The organism is Nonomuraea sp. NPDC050451, from assembly GCF_044458585.1.
Window position 1 is genome coordinate 52,812 of sequence record NZ_JBITHZ010000024.1, and the last position, 18,476, is coordinate 71,287.

At 71.0% G+C, this 18,476-nt stretch carries 17 protein-coding genes; 6 read left to right on the top strand and 11 right to left on the bottom strand.

The window, feature by feature from the left end; translation table 11 throughout:
- Window position 1 precedes the first annotated feature (1 nt).
- Window positions 2–418, bottom strand: a complete 417-nt coding sequence (locus ACIBI9_RS45425; protein WP_397232315.1) for a WD40 repeat domain-containing protein — start codon at window positions 416–418, stop codon at window positions 2–4.
- 567 nt (window positions 419–985) lie between these two features.
- Here ACIBI9_RS45425 and ACIBI9_RS45430 point away from each other — a divergent pair.
- The 3 genes from ACIBI9_RS45430 to ACIBI9_RS45440 all read left to right on the top strand — a co-directional run bounded on the left by ACIBI9_RS45430 (window position 986) and on the right by ACIBI9_RS45440 (window position 2,972).
- Window positions 986–1,477, top strand: coding sequence for a cupin domain-containing protein (locus ACIBI9_RS45430; protein ID WP_397232317.1), 492 nt, complete (start codon window positions 986–988; stop codon window positions 1,475–1,477).
- Window positions 1,477–2,106, top strand: a complete 630-nt coding sequence (locus ACIBI9_RS45435) for an ArsR/SmtB family transcription factor (RefSeq protein ID WP_397232319.1) — start codon at window positions 1,477–1,479, stop codon at window positions 2,104–2,106. The genes ACIBI9_RS45430 and ACIBI9_RS45435 overlap by 1 nt, the downstream gene beginning before the upstream one ends.
- Before the next feature lie 101 nt (window positions 2,107–2,207).
- Window positions 2,208–2,972, top strand: coding sequence for an SDR family oxidoreductase (locus ACIBI9_RS45440; protein WP_397232321.1), 765 nt, complete (start codon window positions 2,208–2,210; stop codon window positions 2,970–2,972).
- A 48-nt stretch (window positions 2,973–3,020) separates the two neighbouring features.
- Here ACIBI9_RS45440 and ACIBI9_RS45445 read toward each other — a convergent pair whose 3' ends face one another.
- The 8 genes from ACIBI9_RS45445 to kdpF form a co-directional block, all read right to left on the bottom strand.
- A complete protein-coding gene (locus ACIBI9_RS45445) occupies window positions 3,021–3,440 on the bottom strand; it encodes a hypothetical protein (RefSeq protein WP_397232323.1) in 420 nt (139 codons plus the stop codon).
- A 193-nt stretch (window positions 3,441–3,633) separates the two neighbouring features.
- Window positions 3,634–3,879, bottom strand: a complete 246-nt coding sequence (locus tag ACIBI9_RS45450) for an SAV_915 family protein (protein WP_397232325.1) — start codon at window positions 3,877–3,879, stop codon at window positions 3,634–3,636.
- Window positions 3,880–3,912: 33 nt separating this feature from the next.
- Window positions 3,913–4,581 carry a response regulator gene (locus ACIBI9_RS45455; RefSeq protein WP_397232327.1) on the bottom strand — a complete coding sequence of 223 codons (669 nt, stop codon included), beginning with the start codon at window positions 4,579–4,581 and terminating at the stop codon, window positions 3,913–3,915.
- Window positions 4,578–7,124, bottom strand: a complete 2,547-nt coding sequence (locus ACIBI9_RS45460) for a DUF4118 domain-containing protein (protein WP_397232329.1) — start codon at window positions 7,122–7,124, stop codon at window positions 4,578–4,580. The genes ACIBI9_RS45455 and ACIBI9_RS45460 overlap by 4 nt, the downstream gene beginning before the upstream one ends.
- Window positions 7,121–7,957, bottom strand: coding sequence for a potassium-transporting ATPase subunit C (locus ACIBI9_RS45465; protein ID WP_397232331.1), 837 nt, complete (start codon window positions 7,955–7,957; stop codon window positions 7,121–7,123). Before ACIBI9_RS45465 ends, ACIBI9_RS45460 begins: the two co-directional genes overlap by 4 nt.
- Window positions 7,957–10,053 (bottom strand): potassium-transporting ATPase subunit KdpB, encoded by a 2,097-nt coding sequence (gene kdpB / locus ACIBI9_RS45470; protein ID WP_397232333.1) that lies wholly within the window; start codon window positions 10,051–10,053, stop codon window positions 7,957–7,959. Before kdpB ends, ACIBI9_RS45465 begins: the two co-directional genes overlap by 1 nt.
- Window position 10,054: 1 nt before the next feature.
- On the bottom strand, window positions 10,055–11,716 hold the full coding sequence (kdpA, locus tag ACIBI9_RS45475) for a potassium-transporting ATPase subunit KdpA (RefSeq protein WP_397232335.1): 1,662 nt from the start codon (window positions 11,714–11,716) through the stop codon (window positions 10,055–10,057).
- Entirely contained in the window at window positions 11,716–11,805 is a 90-nt protein-coding gene (gene kdpF / locus ACIBI9_RS45480) for a K(+)-transporting ATPase subunit F (protein WP_364852056.1), read from the bottom strand. Before kdpF ends, kdpA begins: the two co-directional genes overlap by 1 nt.
- A 242-nt stretch (window positions 11,806–12,047) precedes the next feature.
- Between kdpF and ACIBI9_RS45485 the strand changes: the two genes are divergently transcribed.
- Window positions 12,048–12,632: a cation:proton antiporter gene (locus ACIBI9_RS45485; protein WP_397232338.1), complete on the top strand. Its 585-nt coding sequence runs from the start codon at window positions 12,048–12,050 to the stop codon at window positions 12,630–12,632.
- A gap of 4 nt (window positions 12,633–12,636) precedes the next feature.
- Here the strand turns inward: ACIBI9_RS45485 and ACIBI9_RS45490 are convergent, their stop codons facing one another.
- The gene (locus tag ACIBI9_RS45490) at window positions 12,637–14,550 is read right to left on the bottom strand and encodes an amino acid transporter (protein ID WP_397232340.1); all 1,914 of its coding nucleotides are present in this window, start codon (window positions 14,548–14,550) and stop codon (window positions 12,637–12,639) included.
- A gap of 252 nt (window positions 14,551–14,802) precedes the next feature.
- Between ACIBI9_RS45490 and ACIBI9_RS45495 the strand changes: the two genes are divergently transcribed.
- The gene (locus tag ACIBI9_RS45495; RefSeq protein WP_397232342.1) at window positions 14,803–15,828 is read left to right on the top strand and encodes a hypothetical protein; all 1,026 of its coding nucleotides are present in this window, start codon (window positions 14,803–14,805) and stop codon (window positions 15,826–15,828) included.
- Between the two features lie 48 nt (window positions 15,829–15,876).
- Window positions 15,877–17,826: a histidine kinase gene (locus ACIBI9_RS45500; RefSeq protein WP_397232344.1), complete on the top strand. Its 1,950-nt coding sequence runs from the start codon at window positions 15,877–15,879 to the stop codon at window positions 17,824–17,826.
- Here the strand turns inward: ACIBI9_RS45500 and ACIBI9_RS45505 are convergent.
- Window positions 17,823–18,431, bottom strand: coding sequence for a DNA-binding response regulator (locus ACIBI9_RS45505; RefSeq protein ID WP_397232346.1), 609 nt, complete (start codon window positions 18,429–18,431; stop codon window positions 17,823–17,825). The two genes, ACIBI9_RS45500 and ACIBI9_RS45505, sit on opposite strands and share 4 nt — an antisense overlap.
- Window positions 18,432–18,476: the final 45 nt, after the last annotated feature.

Genomic DNA, 18,476 nt, shown 5'->3' on the forward strand with positions numbered 1-18,476 from the left:
GCTAGGGGGCGGCGACTCGCCAGGCGAGGACGCGGCCGTAGTGGGACTGGCCGTACACGTGCGGGCTCCCCCGGATGGTCGTCGCGGCGACGGAGCGGACCGGGCGGGCGAACGCGCCCAAGACGGCGAGGCGGCGCTGGGAGGCGGCGTCCCAGAGGGTCACCGTGCCGTCCTCGGTCCCGGTCACCAGCAGGACCCGGTCTCCGTGCTCGATCAGGCTCAGGCAGGTGACGGTCGAGGTGTGCGGTATCCAATCGCGGCGTTCCCAGGCGGCGGTGTCCCACAGGTGCACGTACCTGCCGCTGCCGACGGCGAGCACGTCGCGATCGGCGATCCGGCCCATGGCCAGGCCCCCACCGGTGTCGTCCACGTCGAACACCTGGAGGTGGCGGCCGGTCAGCGGGTTCCAGAGATCCACTTCGTTGTCGCGCCGGGTGGCCGGGGGTCATGGCGCGGGCGAACCCGCGCGCTCCGGTGAGCGGGTCCCACGTACGGATCATGCCGTCGTGATCGCCGCCGGCCAGCACCGGGCGTCCGTCCACCACGCCGAACGCCAAGGCGCGGACGCTCGCCGTAAGGCCCTCCAGGTCCGGCCCCGACTGGTCGGACGCGTCGCGCAGCCGTACCACGTGGTCGTCGCCACCGCTGGCCACGAACGTACGGCCCCCGAACTCGCCCTCAGCCACCGCCCGGACCGGGCCGTCGTGCCGGGCCGGGCACACCTGGAAGGCCGTGGGCCGCTCGCCGGTCTCCCACGCCAGGGCCCATGTGCCCGGTGGCCATGACCCGCGGAGCGCGCCGCGCAGGAGCTCCGCCTCATGCAGCGCGGTGAGATCGAGCGGCATCGTCGCTGCTCCTCTCCCCGCGCTCGATCAGAACCTAGTGATCGTGATCGCTGAGGAACGGCGCGCTTCGCCAAATCGTGATCCCCTGGCCGGGAGTGGACGTTATTCTAAGATTCCTTAGAACATCAGAAGGAGTGGACATGTCTTATCCCGAGCCCCGGTACCTGGCAGAGGCCGGCGAGCACAGCGGCGTCCTGCGCACGGCGGACACCCCGCCTGACCTGTCGATGGCCAGCGGCACGCAGGTGCACTACCTCGGCACGGGCGGCTCGACGAATGGCGCGTTCGGGCTGTACCGGTGGGAGATGGGCCCGCGCCCGTCCGGTCCCGGCGCGCACTTCCACCGCACGATGACCGAATCGTTCTACGTGTTGTCCGGCACCATCAGGCTCTACAACGGCGAGAAGTGGGCCGAGGGGAAGCCCGGCGACTTCCTGTACGTGCCCGAGGGCGGCGTGCACGCCTTCCGCAACGAATCGGGCGAGCCTGCCTCGATGCTGATCCTCTTCACCCCGGGCGCGCCCCGCGAGGCGTACTTCGAGGAGCTCGCCGAGATCTCCAACACCGGGCGCCAGCTCAGTCCCGAGGAGTGGACGGAGCTGTTCCTGCGCCACGACCAGTACATGGTCTGATGTCCGAGTCCCCGGAGGAGCCGATCTACCAGCAGCTGGCCCGCATCGGCAAGGCCCTGGCCAGCCCGGTGCGGCTGCGCCTGCTGGACGTGCTCGGCCAGCGCGAGCACACGGTCGAGGAGCTGGCCCAGGCGGCGGGGGTGGCGCTCAAGAACACCTCCGCCCAGCTCCAGCAGTTGCGTGCCGTCCACCTGGTGACCAGCAGGAAGGAGGGCCAGCGGGTCTACTACCGGCTGGCGGACGAGCGGGTGTCGCGGTTCCTGGCGGAGTTGCGGGGGTTCGCAGAGGAGCGGCTGGCCGAGCTGCGCGACGCCGTACGGGCGCGGCTCGGACCCCTTGAGGGCGTGACCGCCGACGAGTTGGCCTCCCGCCTGGCCGATCCCGGCACGCTGATCGTGGACGTGCGCCCGGCCGCCGACTACGCGGCCGGGCACGTGCCGGGGGCGATCTCCCTGCCCATGGACGAGTTGCGCGAACGCCTGGACGAGCTGCCCGGCGAGATGGAGATCGTGGCGTACTGCGGCGGGCCGTACTGCGCGGTGTCCTCGGAGGCGGTACGCGTCCTGAGCGAGCACGGCTACGCGGCCCGCGCCCTCGACGGCGGCTACCTGGGCTGGCAACGCCGGTGAGACGCGGTGAGCGGGCGGTGAGTACGGGGTGAGGCGCTGCCACCAGGGTTGAGCCATCGCCGGATCCGCACCGAGGACCGGCCGCTGGCAAGGAGCTGAAGATGGGCGTTCTGGCAGGCAGGACGGCGCTGGTCACGGGTGGTTCGCGGGGCATCGGGCGGGCGGTGGCGCTGCGGCTGGCCGCCAAGGGCGCTCTGGTCGCCGTCCACTACGGCGGGAACGACGAGGCGGCCAAGGAGACCGTGGCGCGGATCGAGGAAGCGGGCGGTCAGGCGTTCACCGTCCGCGCCCGGTTCGGCGAGGCGGGCGCGGTGGACCAGCTGTTCGAGGGACTGACCGCCGGGCTCGCGGGGCGAGGGCTGGACGTCCTGGTCAACAACGCGGGCATCAGCTCGGCCAAGCCGATCTCGCAGGTCACCCCGGAGGAGCTGGACAGGGTGCTGGCGATCAACGTCAGCACGCCGTTCTTCGTGATCCAGCGCGCGCTGCCGCTGCTGAACGACGGCGGCCGCATCGTCAACATGGGCTCGACGGCCAGCCGGTTCGCGGTCACCACGCAGATCGCCTACACCATCAGCAAGGCGGCGCTCGAGTCGATGGCCCCGACCCTGGCCAACGAGCTCGGCGGGCGCGGGATCACGGTGAACACGGTCGCGCCCGGCGCGGTGCGTACCGACATGACCGCGGGCTACACCTCGATCCCCGAGGTGGTGGCCGCGCTGGAGTCGATCACCGCGCTCGGGCGGCTCGGCGAGCCGGAGGACGTCGCCGACGTCGTCGGCTTCCTGGCGGGGCCGCAGGGCCGGTGGGTGACCGGCCAGACCATCGACGTGTCCGGCGGCACGTACCTCGGCCCTCTCGTCTGAACGCCGTCCTGAAGGGCATCCAGGAGACGGTCGAGAAGGTGTGAACCTTCACTGCGCCTCGTGCGGCAGCTCCTCGGGGCGCCCGTGTAGTCGCCCGAGGATCACGGGAGTACGACGGGGGTCCGCCCGCATCAGGCGGTGGCGGCGGCGGGCGCCGCACACGTACCCCCAGGCGCAGCCCACGAGCGCCACGGCGGTGAACGAGGCCAGCCGGAGCAGGTCGTCGACCCCGAAGGCCAATTGGCCTTCGGAATGCGCCAGAAAGCCCGTCGCGAAACACCACGACATCGCGCCCGTCGCCAGTGCGGCGAAATAGCGCCGCACCCAGACGCCGAACACGCCGACCGCCACCGCCATGACGATGACGCGCGCCGTGGCCTCGGAGAAGGCCAGCGAGGCGACGACGCAAGCGCCGACCGCCCACACGAACCCGGCCGGAAGCAGCATCTCCACAGGACGCCCGCGCATCGACCATCCTTTCTGTGGGAGCAATTTCATAAAACCCGCCCGGGCCCGCGGGGGCGATATCTTCTACGGCATTACTACGCACTCGCTACAGCCGTTGACGCGTTATTCACGCACGGGAAGTCACAACCCCACGTCCCGGCGCACCGCTGGAAACCGCGATGGCCGGTGAGGTCGAGGGTGACCCGGCGGCCGGTCAGGCCACGCGCTTCGCAGGCCGCGTCATCGTGCGCGCCGGGTCGATGACGATGCCGATGATGTCGAGCCCGGCGATCATGGAGTGCAGAGCCGGGGCGGTGAGCAGCGCCCACGGCTGGTCCGCCCCGAGGACGTTGGCCGGCTTGAGCGCCGAGGAGAACGCGACCGCCGTCCGCTTGCCCGAGGCCGTGCGGAACAACCGCAGGGTCGAGGCGCACGTGCCCACCCTGACGGGGACGAACAATCAAGGCTCTGACATCCACGCCAGGACGCCGAATCACGGTTTGAAGCGGTAGCCCATTCCGGGCTCGGTGATCAGGTGGGCGGGGTGGGCCGGGTCGCGTTCGAGCTTGCGGCGCAGCTGGGCCATGTACTGGCGCAGGTAGTGCGTCTCCTTGACGAACTTGGCGCCCCACACCTCGGTGAGGATGTGCCGCTGGCTGATCAGCTTGCCGGGATGGCGCAGCAGCATCTCCAGGATCTGCCACTCGGTCGGGGTCAGGCGTACGTCGCCGGTGACGGTCTTGCCGGCCAGGTCGACCACGTGGTCGCCGAGCTGGATGCGGGCCGACTCCGCCTCCTGGATGGCCGTGCGCCGGGTGACGGCGCGCACCCTGGCCAGCAGCTCGTCGATGCCGAAGGGCTTGGTGACGTAGTCGTCGGCGCCCGCGTCCAGGGCCTCGATCTTGTCCTGGTTCCCGGCCCGCCCGGACAGCACGATGATCGGGATGGCGGTCCAGCCGCGCAGGCCGTGGATGACGTCGATGCCGTCCAGGTCGGGCAGGCCCAGGTCGAGGATGACCAGGTCCGGCGGCATGTCGACGGCCATGCGCAGGGCCGCGGCGCCGTCGGCGGCGACGTCCACGTCGTAGTGGCGGGCGACGAGGTTGATGCGGAGCGCGCGCAGGATCTGGGGCTCGTCGTCGACGACGAGGATGCGGGTCATGCCGGCACCGTCCTTGACGAGACGGGCATGGTCAGGATCATGGTGAGGCCTCCCCCTGGTGTCTCTTCCGGTACGAGGGTGCCGCCCATCGCCTCGGTCAGGCCGCGGGAGAGCGCCAGCCCGAGGCCGACGCCCGAGTGGTTGTCGCGGTCGCCGAGCCGCTGGAACGGCTGGAAGACGCGGTCGTGCGCCTCGGGCGGGATGCCGGGGCCGCGGTCGATGACGCGGATCTCGACGAGGTCCCCGTGCCGGCTCGCGGTGACCAGCACCGGCTCGTCCGGCGGGCTGTAGCGGACCGCGTTCGACATGAGGTTGACCAGGACGCGTTCCAGCAGGGCGGGGTCGGCGACGATCTCCGGCAGCTCGATGGAGACGTCCCCTTCGATGCGCTCGCGCACCGGCCCGAGGTCGTCGACCGCGCGGGGGACGACCTCCTCGAGCGCGACGGGCTCCGGGGTCAGGCCGAGCACGCCGGCCTGCAGGCGGCTCATGTCCAGGAGGTTCGCCACCAGGCGGCCCAGCTTGTCCAGCGACTCCTTCGCGGTGTCGACCAGCTCGGCGCGGTCGTGGTCGCTCCAGTCCACGTCGGTGTTGTCCAGGCTCTCCACCGCCGCCTTGGCCGAGGCGAGCGGCGTACGCAGGTCGTGGCTGACGGCGGCGAGCAGCGCCGTACGCATCCTGTCGGCCTCGGCCAGCGGGCGGGCCCGCTCCGCCGCCTCCTGGAGGCGCTCCTGCCGCAGCGCGACGGCGGCCTCCGCGGCGAACGACTCCAGCACCGTACGGTCGGCGGCGTCCATCGGCCCGCCCTTGGCGGCGAGGATCATGTCGTCGTCGATGACCACGTCGGTGTCGGACTGCCCCGGGCAGGTGGACGGGGCGCCGCCGGAGGTGGCCACGATCCGCCAGGCGTCCGGGTCCGACCGGTGGTCGGGGGTGCGGCCGGCCTCAGGCCGGCGTTCCAGCAGGGTCACCGAGGTGAAGCCGAACGTCTCGCGCATCCGCTCCATCAGGGACGGCACCGCGGCCTCGCCGCGCAGCACGTGCCCGGCCAGCGTGGACAGCAGCTCGGCGTCCGCGCTCGCGCGGGCGGCCTGCCTGGTACGGCGGGCGGCGATGTCCACGATCGTGCTGACCGCCGCCGCGACCAGCACGAACACCACCAGCGCGAACAGGTTCTCCGGATCGTTGATGGTGAACTCGCCGATCGGCGGCGTGAAGTACCAGTTGAGCAGCAGCGATCCCCCGATGGCCGCGGTGATGGCCGGCCACATGCCACCGGCCAGCGCGACCCCGACGGTCAGGCAGAGGAAGAACAGGATCTCGCTGGGCAGCGACAGCACGTCCCTGAAGGGCGAGAGCAGGAAGGTGAGCAGCGGCATCCCGGCCACCGCCAGCGCCCAGCCTGTCAGACGGCGCTTTCTGGTGAGCGCGGCCCGCGAGCGGGCCGGTCGGCGACGGCCCTTGTTGACCTCGTCGTGAGTGATCATGTGGACGTCGATGGAGCCCGACCGCGCCGTGGTCTCCACGCCGACGCCCCGGGAGAAGATCTGGGCGAACCGGCCTCTCCTCGACGCTCCGAGGACCAGCTGGGTGGCGTTGACGCCGCGGGCGAAGTCGAGCAGCGCCTGGGGGATGTCGTCGCCGACGACCTGGTGGTAGGTGCCGCCCATGCTCTCGACCAGCGTCCGCTGGCGGGCCAGGCCGGCCGGGTCGGCCCCGGTCAGCCCGTCGGCGCTGGTGACGTGGACGGCCAGCAGGTCGGCGCCCTTGGTGCGGGCGGCGATGCGGGCCGCCCGGCGTACCAGCGTGTCGCCCTCGGGGCCGCCGGTCAGGGCCACCACGACCCGCTCGCGTGCCTCCCAGGTGGTGGCGATGCCGTGCTCGGCGCGGTAGCGGTCGAGCTGGTCGTCGACCTTCCCTGCGACCCACAGCAGGGCGAGTTCGCGCAGCGCGGTGAGGTTGCCGACGCGGAAGTAGTTCGACAGCGCGGCGTCGACCTTGGCGGGGGCGTAGACGTTGCCGTGGGCCATGCGGCGGCGCAGCGCCTCCGGTGACATGTCGACCAGCTCGACCTGGTCGGCGCGGCGCACCACCTCGTCGGGGACGGTCTCGCGCTGCGGGACGCCGGTGATCTCCTGGACGACGTCGTTGACGGACTCCAGGTGCTGGATGTTCACCGTCGAGATGACGTCGATCCCGGCGTCCAGGATGTCGTCGATGTCCTGCCAGCGCTTGACGTTCCTGGAGCCGGGCACGTTGGTGTGGGCCAGCTCGTCGATCAGCGCCACCCTGGGGGCGCGGGCGATCACCGCGTCGGCGTCGAGCTCGGTGAACGTCGCGCCCCGATGCGTCATCGTCCTGCGCGGGATCACCTCCATGCCCTCCAGCAGGGCCGAGGTCCGGGGGCGGCCGTGGGTCTCGACGAAACCCACGACCACGTCCCGGCCGCGTTCCATGCCGCGACGGCCCTCGCCGAGCATCGCGTACGTCTTGCCAACCCCGGGCGCCGCCCCGAGGTAGACCCGCAGGCGGCCCCGGCTCATGACCGGTCCAGCGCCAGGTTGAGTTCGAGCACGTCGACGGCGGGTTCGCCCATGAAGCCGAGCGCCCGGCCGGTGGTGTTCCCGTCGATGAGCGCCCTGACCCTGTCGAGGGGCAGGCCGCGTTCCCTGGCCACGCGGGGGGCCTGGAGCTCGGCGTAGGCGAGCGAGATGTGCGGGTCGAGGCCGGAGCCGCTCGCGGTCACCGCGTCCGGGGGCACCGGCACCCGGCTCACCGCGCCGCGCACGGGCACGGTCCGGCCCGCGGCGTAGTCCTCGCCGGGCTTGGCGCACTCCACCTTCAGCCCCTGGTAGCTGGCGACGAAGGGGGCGGCGGGGCAGGCCTGGTTGACGCTGACCGCCCGGTCGGGGAAGACCTTCAGCACCGCGCCAACGCCGTCGGCGGTGCAGTACGGGCGGGCGCCGCTGACGCCCTCCAGCTCGCCGACCGCCCTGGACCGGGCGCACACCCGGGTCAGCAGCGACTGTTTCCCCTCGGCGCCGGGCACCGGCAGCACGTCGACGACGTCCTCGGGGCCGAGGTTGCTGGCTCCGGTCGAGGTCGGGTCGTAGCCGTCGCCGGCGGCCGACGGGCGGGACTGGAAGTACTTCTTCACCGCCTTGCCGTCGGCGTCGGTGAAGGACTGGCCGATGATCGCGCTGCCCACGTCCTTGCCGCCGGCCTGCACGATCGAGCCGTTCGCCTTGCCGTTGAACAGCGCCTGAGCGATCCCGGTGGTGGCCAGCGGATAGATCAGGCCGAGCAGCACGGTCAGGACGACGACCGCACGGATCGCGGCCAGATGCTGGCGGAGCCAGCTGGGTAGACGGTCCATTACGACATCCCCGGAAGGAACTGGATGAACAGGTCGATGATCTTGATGCCGGCGAACGGCGCGACGATGCCGCCCAGGCCGTAGACGTAGAGGTTGCGCGACAGCAGCTTGGAGGCGCTGGAAGGCCGGTACCGGACGCCGCGCAGCGCCAGCGGGATCAGCGCGATGATGATCAGGGCGTTGAACACGACCGCGGACAGGATCGCCGACTGCGGGCTGGCCAGGCGCATGACGTTCAGGGCGTCCAGGCCCGGGTAGACGGCCGCGAACATGGCCGGGATGATCGCGAAGTACTTCGCGATGTCGTTGGCGATGGAGAACGTGGTCAGCGCGCCGCGGGTGATGAGCAGTTGCTTGCCGATCTCGACGATCTCGATCAGCTTGGTCGGGTTGGAGTCGAGGTCCACCATGTTCCCGGCCTCCTTGGCGGCCGAGGTGCCGGTGTTCATCGCCACGCCGACGTCCGACTGGGCCAGGGCGGGGGCGTCGTTGGTGCCGTCGCCGGTCATCGCGACCAGGCGGCCGCCCTGCTGCTCCTTCCTGATCAGGGCGAGCTTGTCCTCGGGGGTGGCCTCGGCCAGGAAGTCGTCCACGCCGGCCTCGTCCGCGATGGCCTTGGCGGTCAGCGGGTTGTCGCCGGTGATCATGACGGTGCGGATGCCCATGCGGCGCATCTCGTCGAAGCGTTCGCGCATGCCCTGCTTGACCACGTCCTTGAGGTGGATGACCCCGAGCACGCGGCCCTTCTCCGCGACGACCAGCGGGGTGCCGCCGGAGCCGGAGATGCCGTCCACGATGTGCCCGACCTCGTCGGTGGGGTGGCCGCCCTGATCGCGGACCCACTTCATCACCGCGGTCGCCGCGCCCTTGCGGACCTGGCGCTCGCCCAGGTTGACCCCGGACATGCGGGTCTGGGCGGTGAACTGCACCCACTCGGCGCCGTGGATCTCCCGCTCGCGCAGGCCGTGGCGCTGCTTGGCGAAGACCACGATCGAGCGGCCCTCGGGGGTCTCGTCGGCCAGGCTGGACAGCTGCGCGGCCTCCGCCAGCTCGGCCTCGGTGACACCGGCGACGGGGACGAACTCCGACGCCTGCCGGTTGCCCAGGGTGATCGTGCCGGTCTTGTCCAGCAGCAGCGTGGACACATCCCCGGCGGCCTCCACCGCGCGCCCGCTCATCGCCAGCACGTTGCGCTGGACCAGGCGGTCCATGCCCGCGATGCCGATGGCCGACAGCAGCGCGCCGATGGTGGTCGGGATCAGGCACACCAGCAGCGAGACCAGCACCACGCCGGTGACGCCGTCGGCGTTCAAGGCGAGGGAGTCCGGCACGCCCGGGTTGGTGAGCTTGGAGTAGATGGCCAGCGGCTGCATGGTGACGGTGGCCACGAGGAAGATGACCGTCAGGGCCGCCAGCAGGATGTTGAGGGCGATCTCGTTCGGCGTCTTCTGCCGGTTCGCCCCCTCGACCAGGGCGATCATGCGGTCGATGAAGCTCTCGCCGGGCTTCTGGGTGATCTGGACGACGATCCGGTCGGACAGCACCCTGGTGCCGCCGGTGACCGCCGAGCGGTCGCCGCCGGACTCGCGGATCACCGGGGCGGACTCGCCGGTGATGGCCGACTCGTCCACCGAGGCGATGCCCTCGACCACGTCGCCGTCGCCGGGGATGGTCTCCCCGGCCTCGACGATCACGAAGTCGCCCTGCCGCAGCTCGGGCGCGCCGACCACGTCCCACTCCGTGGACGTGCGGCTCTTGAGGCGGCGGGCCTGGGTGTCGGTCTTGGCCTTGCGCAACGTGGCCGCCTGTGCCTTGCCGCGCCCCTCGGCGACGGCCTCGGCCAGGTTGGCGAAGACGGCGGTCAGCCAGAGCCAGACCACGATGGCCCAGGCGAAGAACGACGGGTCGAGGATCGCCAGGACGGTGGTGAACAGGGCGCCGATCTCGACGATGAGCATCACCGGGTTGCGCCACAGCGTGGCCGGGTTGAGCTTCTTCAACGCGTCCGGCAGCGACTTCAGCATCTGTTCCGGGTCGAGCAGACCGCCGCCCACGCGGCCGTTCCGCTGCGCTGCCTTGAGCGCGGGGGATGACATGTCAGGACAGTCCTTCTGCGATGGGGCCGAGCGCGAGCGCCGGGAGGAAGGTGAGGGCGACCAGGATGATCGTCACGCCGACGACCATGCCGACGAACTGCGGCCGGTGCGTCGGCAGCGTGCCGGCGCTCTCGGGGACCGGCGCCTGGGCGGCCAGCGAACCGGCCAGCGCCAGCACCAGGATGATCGGCAGGAACCGGCCGAAGGCCATGCACAGGCCGAGCGCCACGTCGTACCAGGGCGTGTTGACGGTGATCCCGGCGAAGGCGGACCCGTTGTTGTTGGAGGCGCTGGTGAACGCGTACAGCACCTCGGACAGGCCGTGCGGGCCCGAGTTCAGCATGCTCGCCCGCTGCTGGGCCGAGCCCATCGCGAACGCGGTGCCGACCAGTACCAGCACCGGCGTGACCAGGAAGTACAGCGAGGCCAGCTTGATCTCGCGCGAGCTGATCTTCTTGCCCAGGTATTCGGGGGTGCGGCCGACCATCAACCCGGCCACGAACACCGTGATCACGGCCAGGATCAGCATGCCGTACAGTCCCGAGCCGACGCCGCCGGGCGCGACCTCGCCCAGCATCATGTTGAACAGCGTCATCATGCCGCCGAACGGCGTGAAGGAGTCGTGGAAGGAGTTCACGGCGCCGGTGCTCGTCAGCGTGGTGGCGGCGGCGAAGGTGGCGGAGTTGGAGACGCCGAAGCGGACCTCCTTGCCCTCCATCGCCGCCCCGACGGCCTGCGGCACGGTCGCGTGCCCGCCCAGCTCGAAGACGTTGGTGAGCAGCACGCTGGCCAGCGCGATCACGCCCATCACGGCGAGGATCGCATACCCCTGCCTGACCTGCCCGACCATCTTGCCGAAGGTGCGCGTCAGCGTGAACGGGATCACCAGGATCAGGAAGATCTCGAACCAGTTCGTCCAGGTGGTGGCGTTCTCGAAGGGGTGGGCCGAGTTGGCGTTGTAGAAGCCGCCGCCGTTGGTGCCCAGCTCCTTGATGACCTCCTGCGAGGCGACCGGGCCGCCGGTGATCGACTGGGTGCCGCCGGTCAGCGTGGTGACCTCGTGCGGGCCGGAGAGGTTCTGGATCAGCCCGCCGGCCACCAGGACGAGGGCGCCGACGAAGGCGATCGGCAGCAGGATCCGGAGCGAACCGCGGACCAGGTCCACCCAGAAGTTGCCGATCGTGTCGGAGGTGCGCCGGGCGAACCCGCGCACCAGGGCGATGGCCACGGCCATGCCCACCGACGCCGACACGAAGTTCTGCACCGCCAGCGCGGCCATCTGGGTCAGGTGGCCCATCGTGGACTCGCCGGAATAGGCCTGCCAGTTGGTGTTGGTGACGAAGCTGACCGCCGTGTTCCAGGCGATGTGGTCGGTGACCGGCTTCATCCCGACGCTGAGCGGCAGCTTGTCCTGCAGCCGCTGCACGGCGTACACGAACAGGACCGAGATCAGCGAGAACGCCAGCAGGCTGCGCGCGTAGACGGCCCAGCTCTGCTCGGCGTCCGCGCGCACGCCGAGCAGCCGGTAGATCAGGCGCTCGACGGCGTTGTGCCTGGCGCTCGTGTAGACCCGGTGCATGTAGTCGCCCAGCGGCTTGTGCACCAGGGCCAGAGCGGCGATCAGGGAGACGATGAAGATCATCCCCGCGACGGTCGTGCTCATCAGAAGCGCTCCGGGAACAGCAGTGCCACGACCATGAAGATCACCAGCCCGGCGACCACGACGAGACCGGTGGCGTTGACGGCACTCACAGCCGTTCCACCGCCTTGACCACCAGCCCGAAGATCACGAAGATCGCGATCGTCAGGGCGACGAAGATGACGTCGGCCATCCCCACTCCTCAACTCCGGAACACGTTTCCTACCGCCCGAGATGAGCGGCTCTTGAGCAAGGAAAACCCGGAAATAAGCCCGTTTTGCCGTTCTTGACGGGTTTCATACGGCGGGGGGTTGATTCTTGACGGGATCCGTACACGACCCCGCGGGCAGCCACGGTGGTGGCCACGTTCACCGATCGGATCAGCGTGCCCGCCCCGTCCCTGCTGGTCCTTGCGGGCCTCCTGGTGGGCCTGACCCCGTACGCGTCGAACATCCACGTCAGCCCCGAGATCGTCAGCCTGGTGGTCCTGCCGCCGCTCATCTACGCCGCCGGCGAGGAGCTGTCCTGGCACGAGCTGAAGCGGGTCTGGAAACCGGTCACGCTGCTGACCGTGGGGCTCGTGGTCGTCTCGGCGGCCGCCGTCGGCTTCGTCACCGTCCTGCTGACCCCGCTGCCGCTCGCGCTGGGGTTCGTGCTGGGCGCGGTCGGGGGCGGCGATCGGGGCGGTGGTGGCGGCGGGGGTGGCGCTCGTCCGGCGGCGCACCGAGGACCCCGACGCGCGCATCCGGCTGCAGCTGGCCGCCGTCTACGGCACGGTGATCTTCCTGCTGGAGAGCGTGGTGTTCAGCCTCATCGGGCTGCAGCTGCCCAGCCAGATCCGGCGGCTGTCGGGGGAGGAGCAGTCGTGGCTGCCCGCCGCACCCGGCGACGCCTGCAACGTCACCTGGACCGCGAGGACCTGCGCTTCACCGACGACTGAGCGGTCAGCCCACGTGGACGCGCGGCCGGAGCTCCGGGTCCGGCTCGGCCTGGCGCAGCACCTCCCTGGTCAGCGGCGGCACGTCGCCGCCGCCGAAGACCAGGTACCGCAGCATCGCCACGACCGGATTGCCCTCGGTCCAGTGGAAGTAGATGTGCGGCACGGAGCCCGTCCGGTTGCGTAGATGCAGCAGCAGCGCGGCCAGCGCGTTCGGCACGGCGGAGGTCTCGACGGACAGGATCTTGTGGCCGTACCGCTCCTCGCCCTTGACGTGCAGCTCCGACTCGAACTCCGAGGCGTCCGGCACCGTCGCCTCCACGAACAGGACGGGCTCCGCGGGACGCAGCCGGTGGGTGAGCCACGCCTCGCGCAACTTGTCGTTGTACTCGGTCTGGTCCCGCTGGTGCGGCTCGTTGGCGATCACGTGGATCTCGCCGCACGCCGCCTCGTTGACGAACTGCTCGGCCAGCGAGTCCAGGTGCACCGCCGTGACCCGCAGCTCGGTGGAGCGGGTGGCGCGGGAGATCAGCGAGAGGCCGACGATGCTCGCGACGAAGAACGAGGCGATCTTGACACCGTCGGGCCGCTCGATGATGTTGTCGATCAGGGTGTAGGCCAGGACGACCGAGATGAGCGCGAACCCGACCATGGCCTTGCGCTGGCCCAGCTTCCAGGCCGACAGCGTCACCGCGAACGCGGCCGAGAGCATGAGCACCAGCACGCCGGTGGCGTAAGCGCCGCCCTGGGCGTCCACGTCGGCGTCGAAGATGATCGTGATGGCGAACGCGATGGCCGAGAACACCAGCACCAGCGGCCTGATCGCGCCCGTCCACTCCGGCGCCATGCCGTAGCGGGGCAGGTAACGCGGCACCAGGTTGATCAGCCCGGCCATCGCCGAGGCCCCGGCGAACCACAGGATCGCGATCGTGGAGATGTCGTACACGGTGCCGAACCAGTTGCCCAGATATTCGTGCGCCAGGTAGGCCAGCGCCCGGCCGTTCGCCCGGCCGCCCTCCTCGAACTCGTGGTGCGGGATGAGCACGGTCGTGACGAAGCTGGAGAAGATCAGGAAGACGCTCATGATCAGCGCGGCGGTGGTGAGCATCCGCCTGGTGCCCTTGATCCGCTCCTGGATCTCGCCCTTGACCACCGGCATCACCGCGACCCCGGTCTCGAACCCGGACATGCCCAGCGCCAGCTTCGGCATGACCACCAGGGACAGGCCGATCATGACCAGCGGGCTGGAGAAGTCCAGGCTCAGCGCGCGCTGCCAGTCCACGACGACCTGAGGGGCCTCCAGAACGTGGAGGACGGCCGTCGCGACCACGACCGCGTTCAGGACCAGATAGACGAAGACCAGCACCACGGCGATGCCGATCGCCTCGGTGAAGCCCATCAGGAACACGCCGCCGAGCAGGGCCAGCAGGACGAGCGTGACGATGACCCGCTGTCCGGCCAGGAAGTCCGGCACGAACGGGTTCTCCAGGATGTGGGCGGTCGCGTCCGCCGCCGACAGCGTCATCGTGATCACGAAGTCGGTGGCCGCGAAGCCGAGCAGGGCCAGCACGAACAGCTTGCCCCACCACTGCGGCGCCAGCTTCTCCAGCATCGCGATCGAGCCCTGCCCGTACGGGCTCTCGACCGCGACCCTGCGGTAGACCGGCAGCGCGCCCAGCAACGTGAGCGCCACCAGGAACAACGTGGCCAGCGGCGAGAGCAGCCCGGCCGCCAGCGCCGCGATACCCGGCTGGTAGCCCAGCGTGGAGAAGTAGTCCACGCCGGTCAGGCACATCACCCGCCACCACGGGTGCTTCACATGGGGGCCGTGCTGGATCTGCTTCCGGTCGGTCTGCAAACCCTCCAGCAACCAGGAACGCAGCGTCCCTTCCGTGGGGGCCGGCTTTTTCGCCAGCACCATAACGGTCACCCCTCCGTAATGGCCGCATAAAGATGCATCGCACACTATCCAGGCCAAAGAGGTGATTAGCCTGGTCAGGGCGTCAAGAAAACGTATAAATCGGAGACTGACCAGTACAGTCTCAGCACTATCGGACCAGCCGTAACGAGATGCCCGGTTTGTGACGAGGTCATGCCGAACCGGTGATCACGTCTCTGGTTGGGCAGGACGCTGACCAGCAGAGTTGCACCCAGTCGATGTGAAGGAGTCGTCATGGGTGCCCTGCTCCAGCGCCGGGACTTTCGCAAGGCCACGTCCGCGTGGCATGGTCCGCTCAGCTACTGCGCGGCGGCGATGGCGGTGCTGGCCGTCGTCTGCGCCATAGGGCTCGCGGTGGACGGGCGGACGCTGATGGGCCAGGGAGTGTGGCTCAAGCCGATCAAGTTCGCGATGTCCCTCGGACTGTACGCGCTCACGCTGGCCTGGATGATCGGCCAGGCTCAGCGGTGGCGGCGGACGCTGTGGTGGCTGGGCACGGTGACCGTGGGCGGCTTCCTCCTCCCGGAGATCACGGCCATCACCTTCCAGGCGGCGCGGGGCGTGCGCAGCCACTTCAACTTCACCACCGGGGTGGACGAGACGGTGTTCATGATCATGGGTGGCGCCGCGTACCTGGGCTGGCTGCTGACCTTCGCGATGGGCATCCTGCTGATGGCGCAGCGCCGCCTGGACCGGGCGATGGCCTGGGCGATCCCGCTCGGGCTGGCCGTCTCGCTCGCCGGGATGTCCGTCGGCTACCTGATGACCGCTCCCACCCCCGACCAGGCGGAGGGGCTGGCCAAGGGGCTGAGCCTGGCCACGATCGGCGCGCACAGCGTCGGCGCGCCCGACGGCGGCGCCGGCATGCCGGTCACCGGCTGGGAGAGCGGCGCGGGCGACCTGCGGGTGGCGCACTTCGTCGGCCTGCACGCCCTGCAGGTGCTCCCGCTGGTCGCGATCGGCCTGCGCCTGCTCTCCCGGCGCTTCCGGGTCCTCGCGGGCGCCGGCACCCGTACCGCGCTGGTGGTCGTCGCCGCGTTCGGGTACGCGGGGCTCACGGGGCTGGTGCTGTGGCAGGCGCAGCGCGGGCAGGCCCTCGTCCACCCCGACGCGTTGACGCTCGGGGCCGCCGCCGCACTCGCCGGTCTGGTGTCGGCCTGCGCGGTCGCGGTCCTGGCCGTCTCCGCCCGCCGGCCCGGGACCTCGGCCGCGCTCGGCGGGCGGCGCGTTCCCGCCGCTCCGGTCGGGACGTCCGCCTGAGCCCTGGCACCCGGCGTCTCCTAGGCTGCTCGGGTGCACAAGCGGGCGATGCTGATCGTTGTCGTGGTGTTCGCGGGCTTCGCGAGCGTCTATGTGGCCGCCGGTTCGCCCCTGGCGCTGGCCGTGTTCGGGGTGCAGGTCGCCTTCGCCCGGTGGCGGTCGTGGTGGCTGGTCCCCCTCCAGGCCGTCCTGGCGTACGGGTCGGTCCTGCTGTCCGGCTCCTCGGTCGGCATGCTCGGCTTCGTCGGCGGGTCGTTGCTGCTGACCCGGCTGTGGCCGCTCGCCCCGGCGGTGGCGGCGAGCGCCGCGCTGCTCGGCCCCGCCGACCCGGTGATCAGCATGGTGCTGATCTCCCTGGTCGTCTACGGGCTGACGAAGATGATCGACCGGATCGACGAGGTGAACGCGGCCAGGCTCGCGCTGGCGGTGACGGCGGCGGCCGAGGAGCGGCTGCGCATCGCCGCCGAGCTGAGCGCGGGCCTGGGCAGGGCGCTGGCCGCGATCGCCGCCGGCGCCCGGACGGGCGACCCCGACGTGGAGACCGCCCGCCGCTCCCTCGCCGATGCCAGGGCCGCGGCGGCGAGCTACCGGGCCATGTCCCTGGCTCCCGAGACCTCCACCGCCAGGGCCATGCTGACCGCCGCGGGCGTCACCGTGGACGTACGCATCGGGCACGCCGAGCCGCTGGGTCCCGCGGGAGCCCTCCTGGCGGCGGTGCTTCGAGAGGCCGTGACGGAGATCGTACGGCGGCGCACGGCCACCACCTGCCGCATCGAGACCTTCACGGAGGCGGGCACGGTACGCCTGCGCGTCTCCCACGACGGCGCGCGCACGGCCGGCGACGAGAGCCTGGGCGACCTGCCGGCCCAGGTCGAGGCGGCAGGCGGCACGCTCGCCGTCGGGCTCACCGACGAGGCCCTGGTGACGGTGGAGGCGAGGCTGCCCACCACGGCCACCGAGCCGGTGCCCGACACGGGCGGCAGCGTGCTGCCGATGGCGCTGCTGGCGGCCGTGCTGGTGGGGTTCTCGGCCAAGGCGCTGCTGGTGGCGGGCTCGCCGTGGCCGGCGGTCCCGCTGGCCGTCATCGTCTTCATGCAGCTGCGATCGGTCGAGGGGCGGCACCCGGTGGCGCTGTCGATCATGGCGGTGCTGACGTTCGCGCCGATCCCGCTGTTCGGGCAGTCCTGGCTGGGAGTGGCGGGGTTCCTGGCGGGGCCGATCCTGCTGGCCTTCCCGTGGGCGGTGGCGCTGCCGCTGGTGGCGGCCATCGTCGCGGTGGTCGCGGCGGCCGGCGTGCTGCTCGGCCTGCCGATCCCGCTGACCGTCAACTACGCGATCAGCACGGTCGTGACCGGCCTGGTCGTGTACGGGCTGCTCAAGCTCGCCCAGCTGGCCAGGGAGCTGCACGAGTCGCGGGACGGCCCGGCCCGCGCGGCCGTCGTCGAGGAACGCCTGCGTGCCGCCCGTGACCTGCACGACCTCCTCGGGCACACCCTGGCGGCGATCCTGCTCAAGTGCGAGCTCGCCCGACGCCTCGACGCCGAGCGGGCGCGCAAGGAGCTGGACGACGTCCTGTCGATGACCGAGCAGGCGATGGAGGACCTGCGGACGGTGTCGGGCGGGCACCGGGAGCTGTCCCTGGCCACCGAGGCGGAGTCGGCCCGTTCGCTGCTGGCGACCGCGGGCATCGACGTCCTGCTCGACCTGGGCCACGACACCCTCGGCGGGGAGGCCGACACCACGCTCGGCATCGTGCTCAGGGAGGCCGTCACCAACGTCCTGCGGCACAGCTCGGCCCGCCGGTGCACGATCACGACGTCCGTACGGGACGGCGCCGTACGGCTGAGCGTGCGCAACGACGGGGCAAGCGGCGCGGCGGGCCGCCGCGGCTCGGCCGGGATCGGTAACCTCACCACCCGGCTGACGGCGCTCGACGGGCGGCTCGCCGTGTCCCAGGAGGACGACTGCTTCGAGCTGACGGCCACGGTCCCGATCTAGATCCAGCCGGCCTCGGTGGCGATGCGCACGGCGTCGGTGCGGTTGCGGGCGTTGAGCTTGGCGACGATCGCGGTGATGTAGTTGCGGACGGTCCCCGCGCTCAGGAAGAGCTGACCCGCGATCTCGGTCGCCTCCGCGCCCGCCGCGACCAGCCGCAGCACGTCGGCCTCGCGCGGGGTGAGCGGGTTGTCGGCCAGGTTCCACGCGGTGCTGGCGAGCGAGGGGTCGAGAACCCGTTCGCCCCGAGCCACCTTCCTGATCGCGCCCGTCAGCTCCTCCGGCGAGGCGGTCTTCAGGATGAAGCCGTCCACCTGGGAGGCGAGCGCGCGGCGGAGGTGGCCCGGCTTGCCGTGGCCGGTGAGCATGAGCGTGCGGCAGCCCGGCAGCTTCGCGCGCAACTCGCCGGCGGCGTCGAGGCCGTCGATCGCGCCGGGCATGTCGACGTCCAGGACGGCCACGTCCGGCTGGTGGACCAGGGCGGCGGAGACCACCGCGTCCCCGGACTCGACCGCCTGGACCACCTCGATGTCGGGCTCGATGCTGATCAGGGTCACGAGCGCTTCCCTGATGACGTGCTGGTCCTCGGCCAGGAGAATGCGGATCACCTGACCATTATGTCCGGATCATGATGAGGTCATGGCGGGGTCGTG

Excerpts from the sequence above, each read along its gene's own strand:
- ACIBI9_RS45430 (WP_397232317.1), top strand. The coding sequence starts at position 986 with ATGTCTTATCCCGAGCCCCGGTACCTGGCAGAGGCCGGCGAGCACAGC.
- ACIBI9_RS45435 (WP_397232319.1), top strand. The coding sequence starts at position 1,477 with ATGTCCGAGTCCCCGGAGGAGCCGATCTACCAGCAGCTGGCCCGCATC.
- ACIBI9_RS45440 (WP_397232321.1), top strand. The coding sequence starts at position 2,208 with ATGGGCGTTCTGGCAGGCAGGACGGCGCTGGTCACGGGTGGTTCGCGG.
- ACIBI9_RS45445 (WP_397232323.1), bottom strand. The coding sequence starts at position 3,440 with ATGCGCGGGCGTCCTGTGGAGATGCTGCTTCCGGCCGGGTTCGTGTGG.
- ACIBI9_RS45455 (WP_397232327.1), bottom strand. The coding sequence starts at position 4,581 with ATGACCCGCATCCTCGTCGTCGACGACGAGCCCCAGATCCTGCGCGCG.
- ACIBI9_RS45460 (WP_397232329.1), bottom strand. The coding sequence starts at position 7,124 with ATGAGCCGGGGCCGCCTGCGGGTCTACCTCGGGGCGGCGCCCGGGGTT.
- ACIBI9_RS45465 (WP_397232331.1), bottom strand. The coding sequence starts at position 7,957 with ATGGACCGTCTACCCAGCTGGCTCCGCCAGCATCTGGCCGCGATCCGT.
- kdpB (WP_397232333.1), bottom strand. The coding sequence starts at position 10,053 with ATGTCATCCCCCGCGCTCAAGGCAGCGCAGCGGAACGGCCGCGTGGGC.
- kdpA (WP_397232335.1), bottom strand. The coding sequence starts at position 11,716 with ATGAGCACGACCGTCGCGGGGATGATCTTCATCGTCTCCCTGATCGCC.
- ACIBI9_RS45490 (WP_397232340.1), bottom strand. The coding sequence starts at position 14,550 with ATGGTGCTGGCGAAAAAGCCGGCCCCCACGGAAGGGACGCTGCGTTCC.
- ACIBI9_RS45495 (WP_397232342.1), top strand. The coding sequence starts at position 14,803 with ATGGGTGCCCTGCTCCAGCGCCGGGACTTTCGCAAGGCCACGTCCGCG.
- ACIBI9_RS45500 (WP_397232344.1), top strand. The coding sequence starts at position 15,877 with ATGCTGATCGTTGTCGTGGTGTTCGCGGGCTTCGCGAGCGTCTATGTG.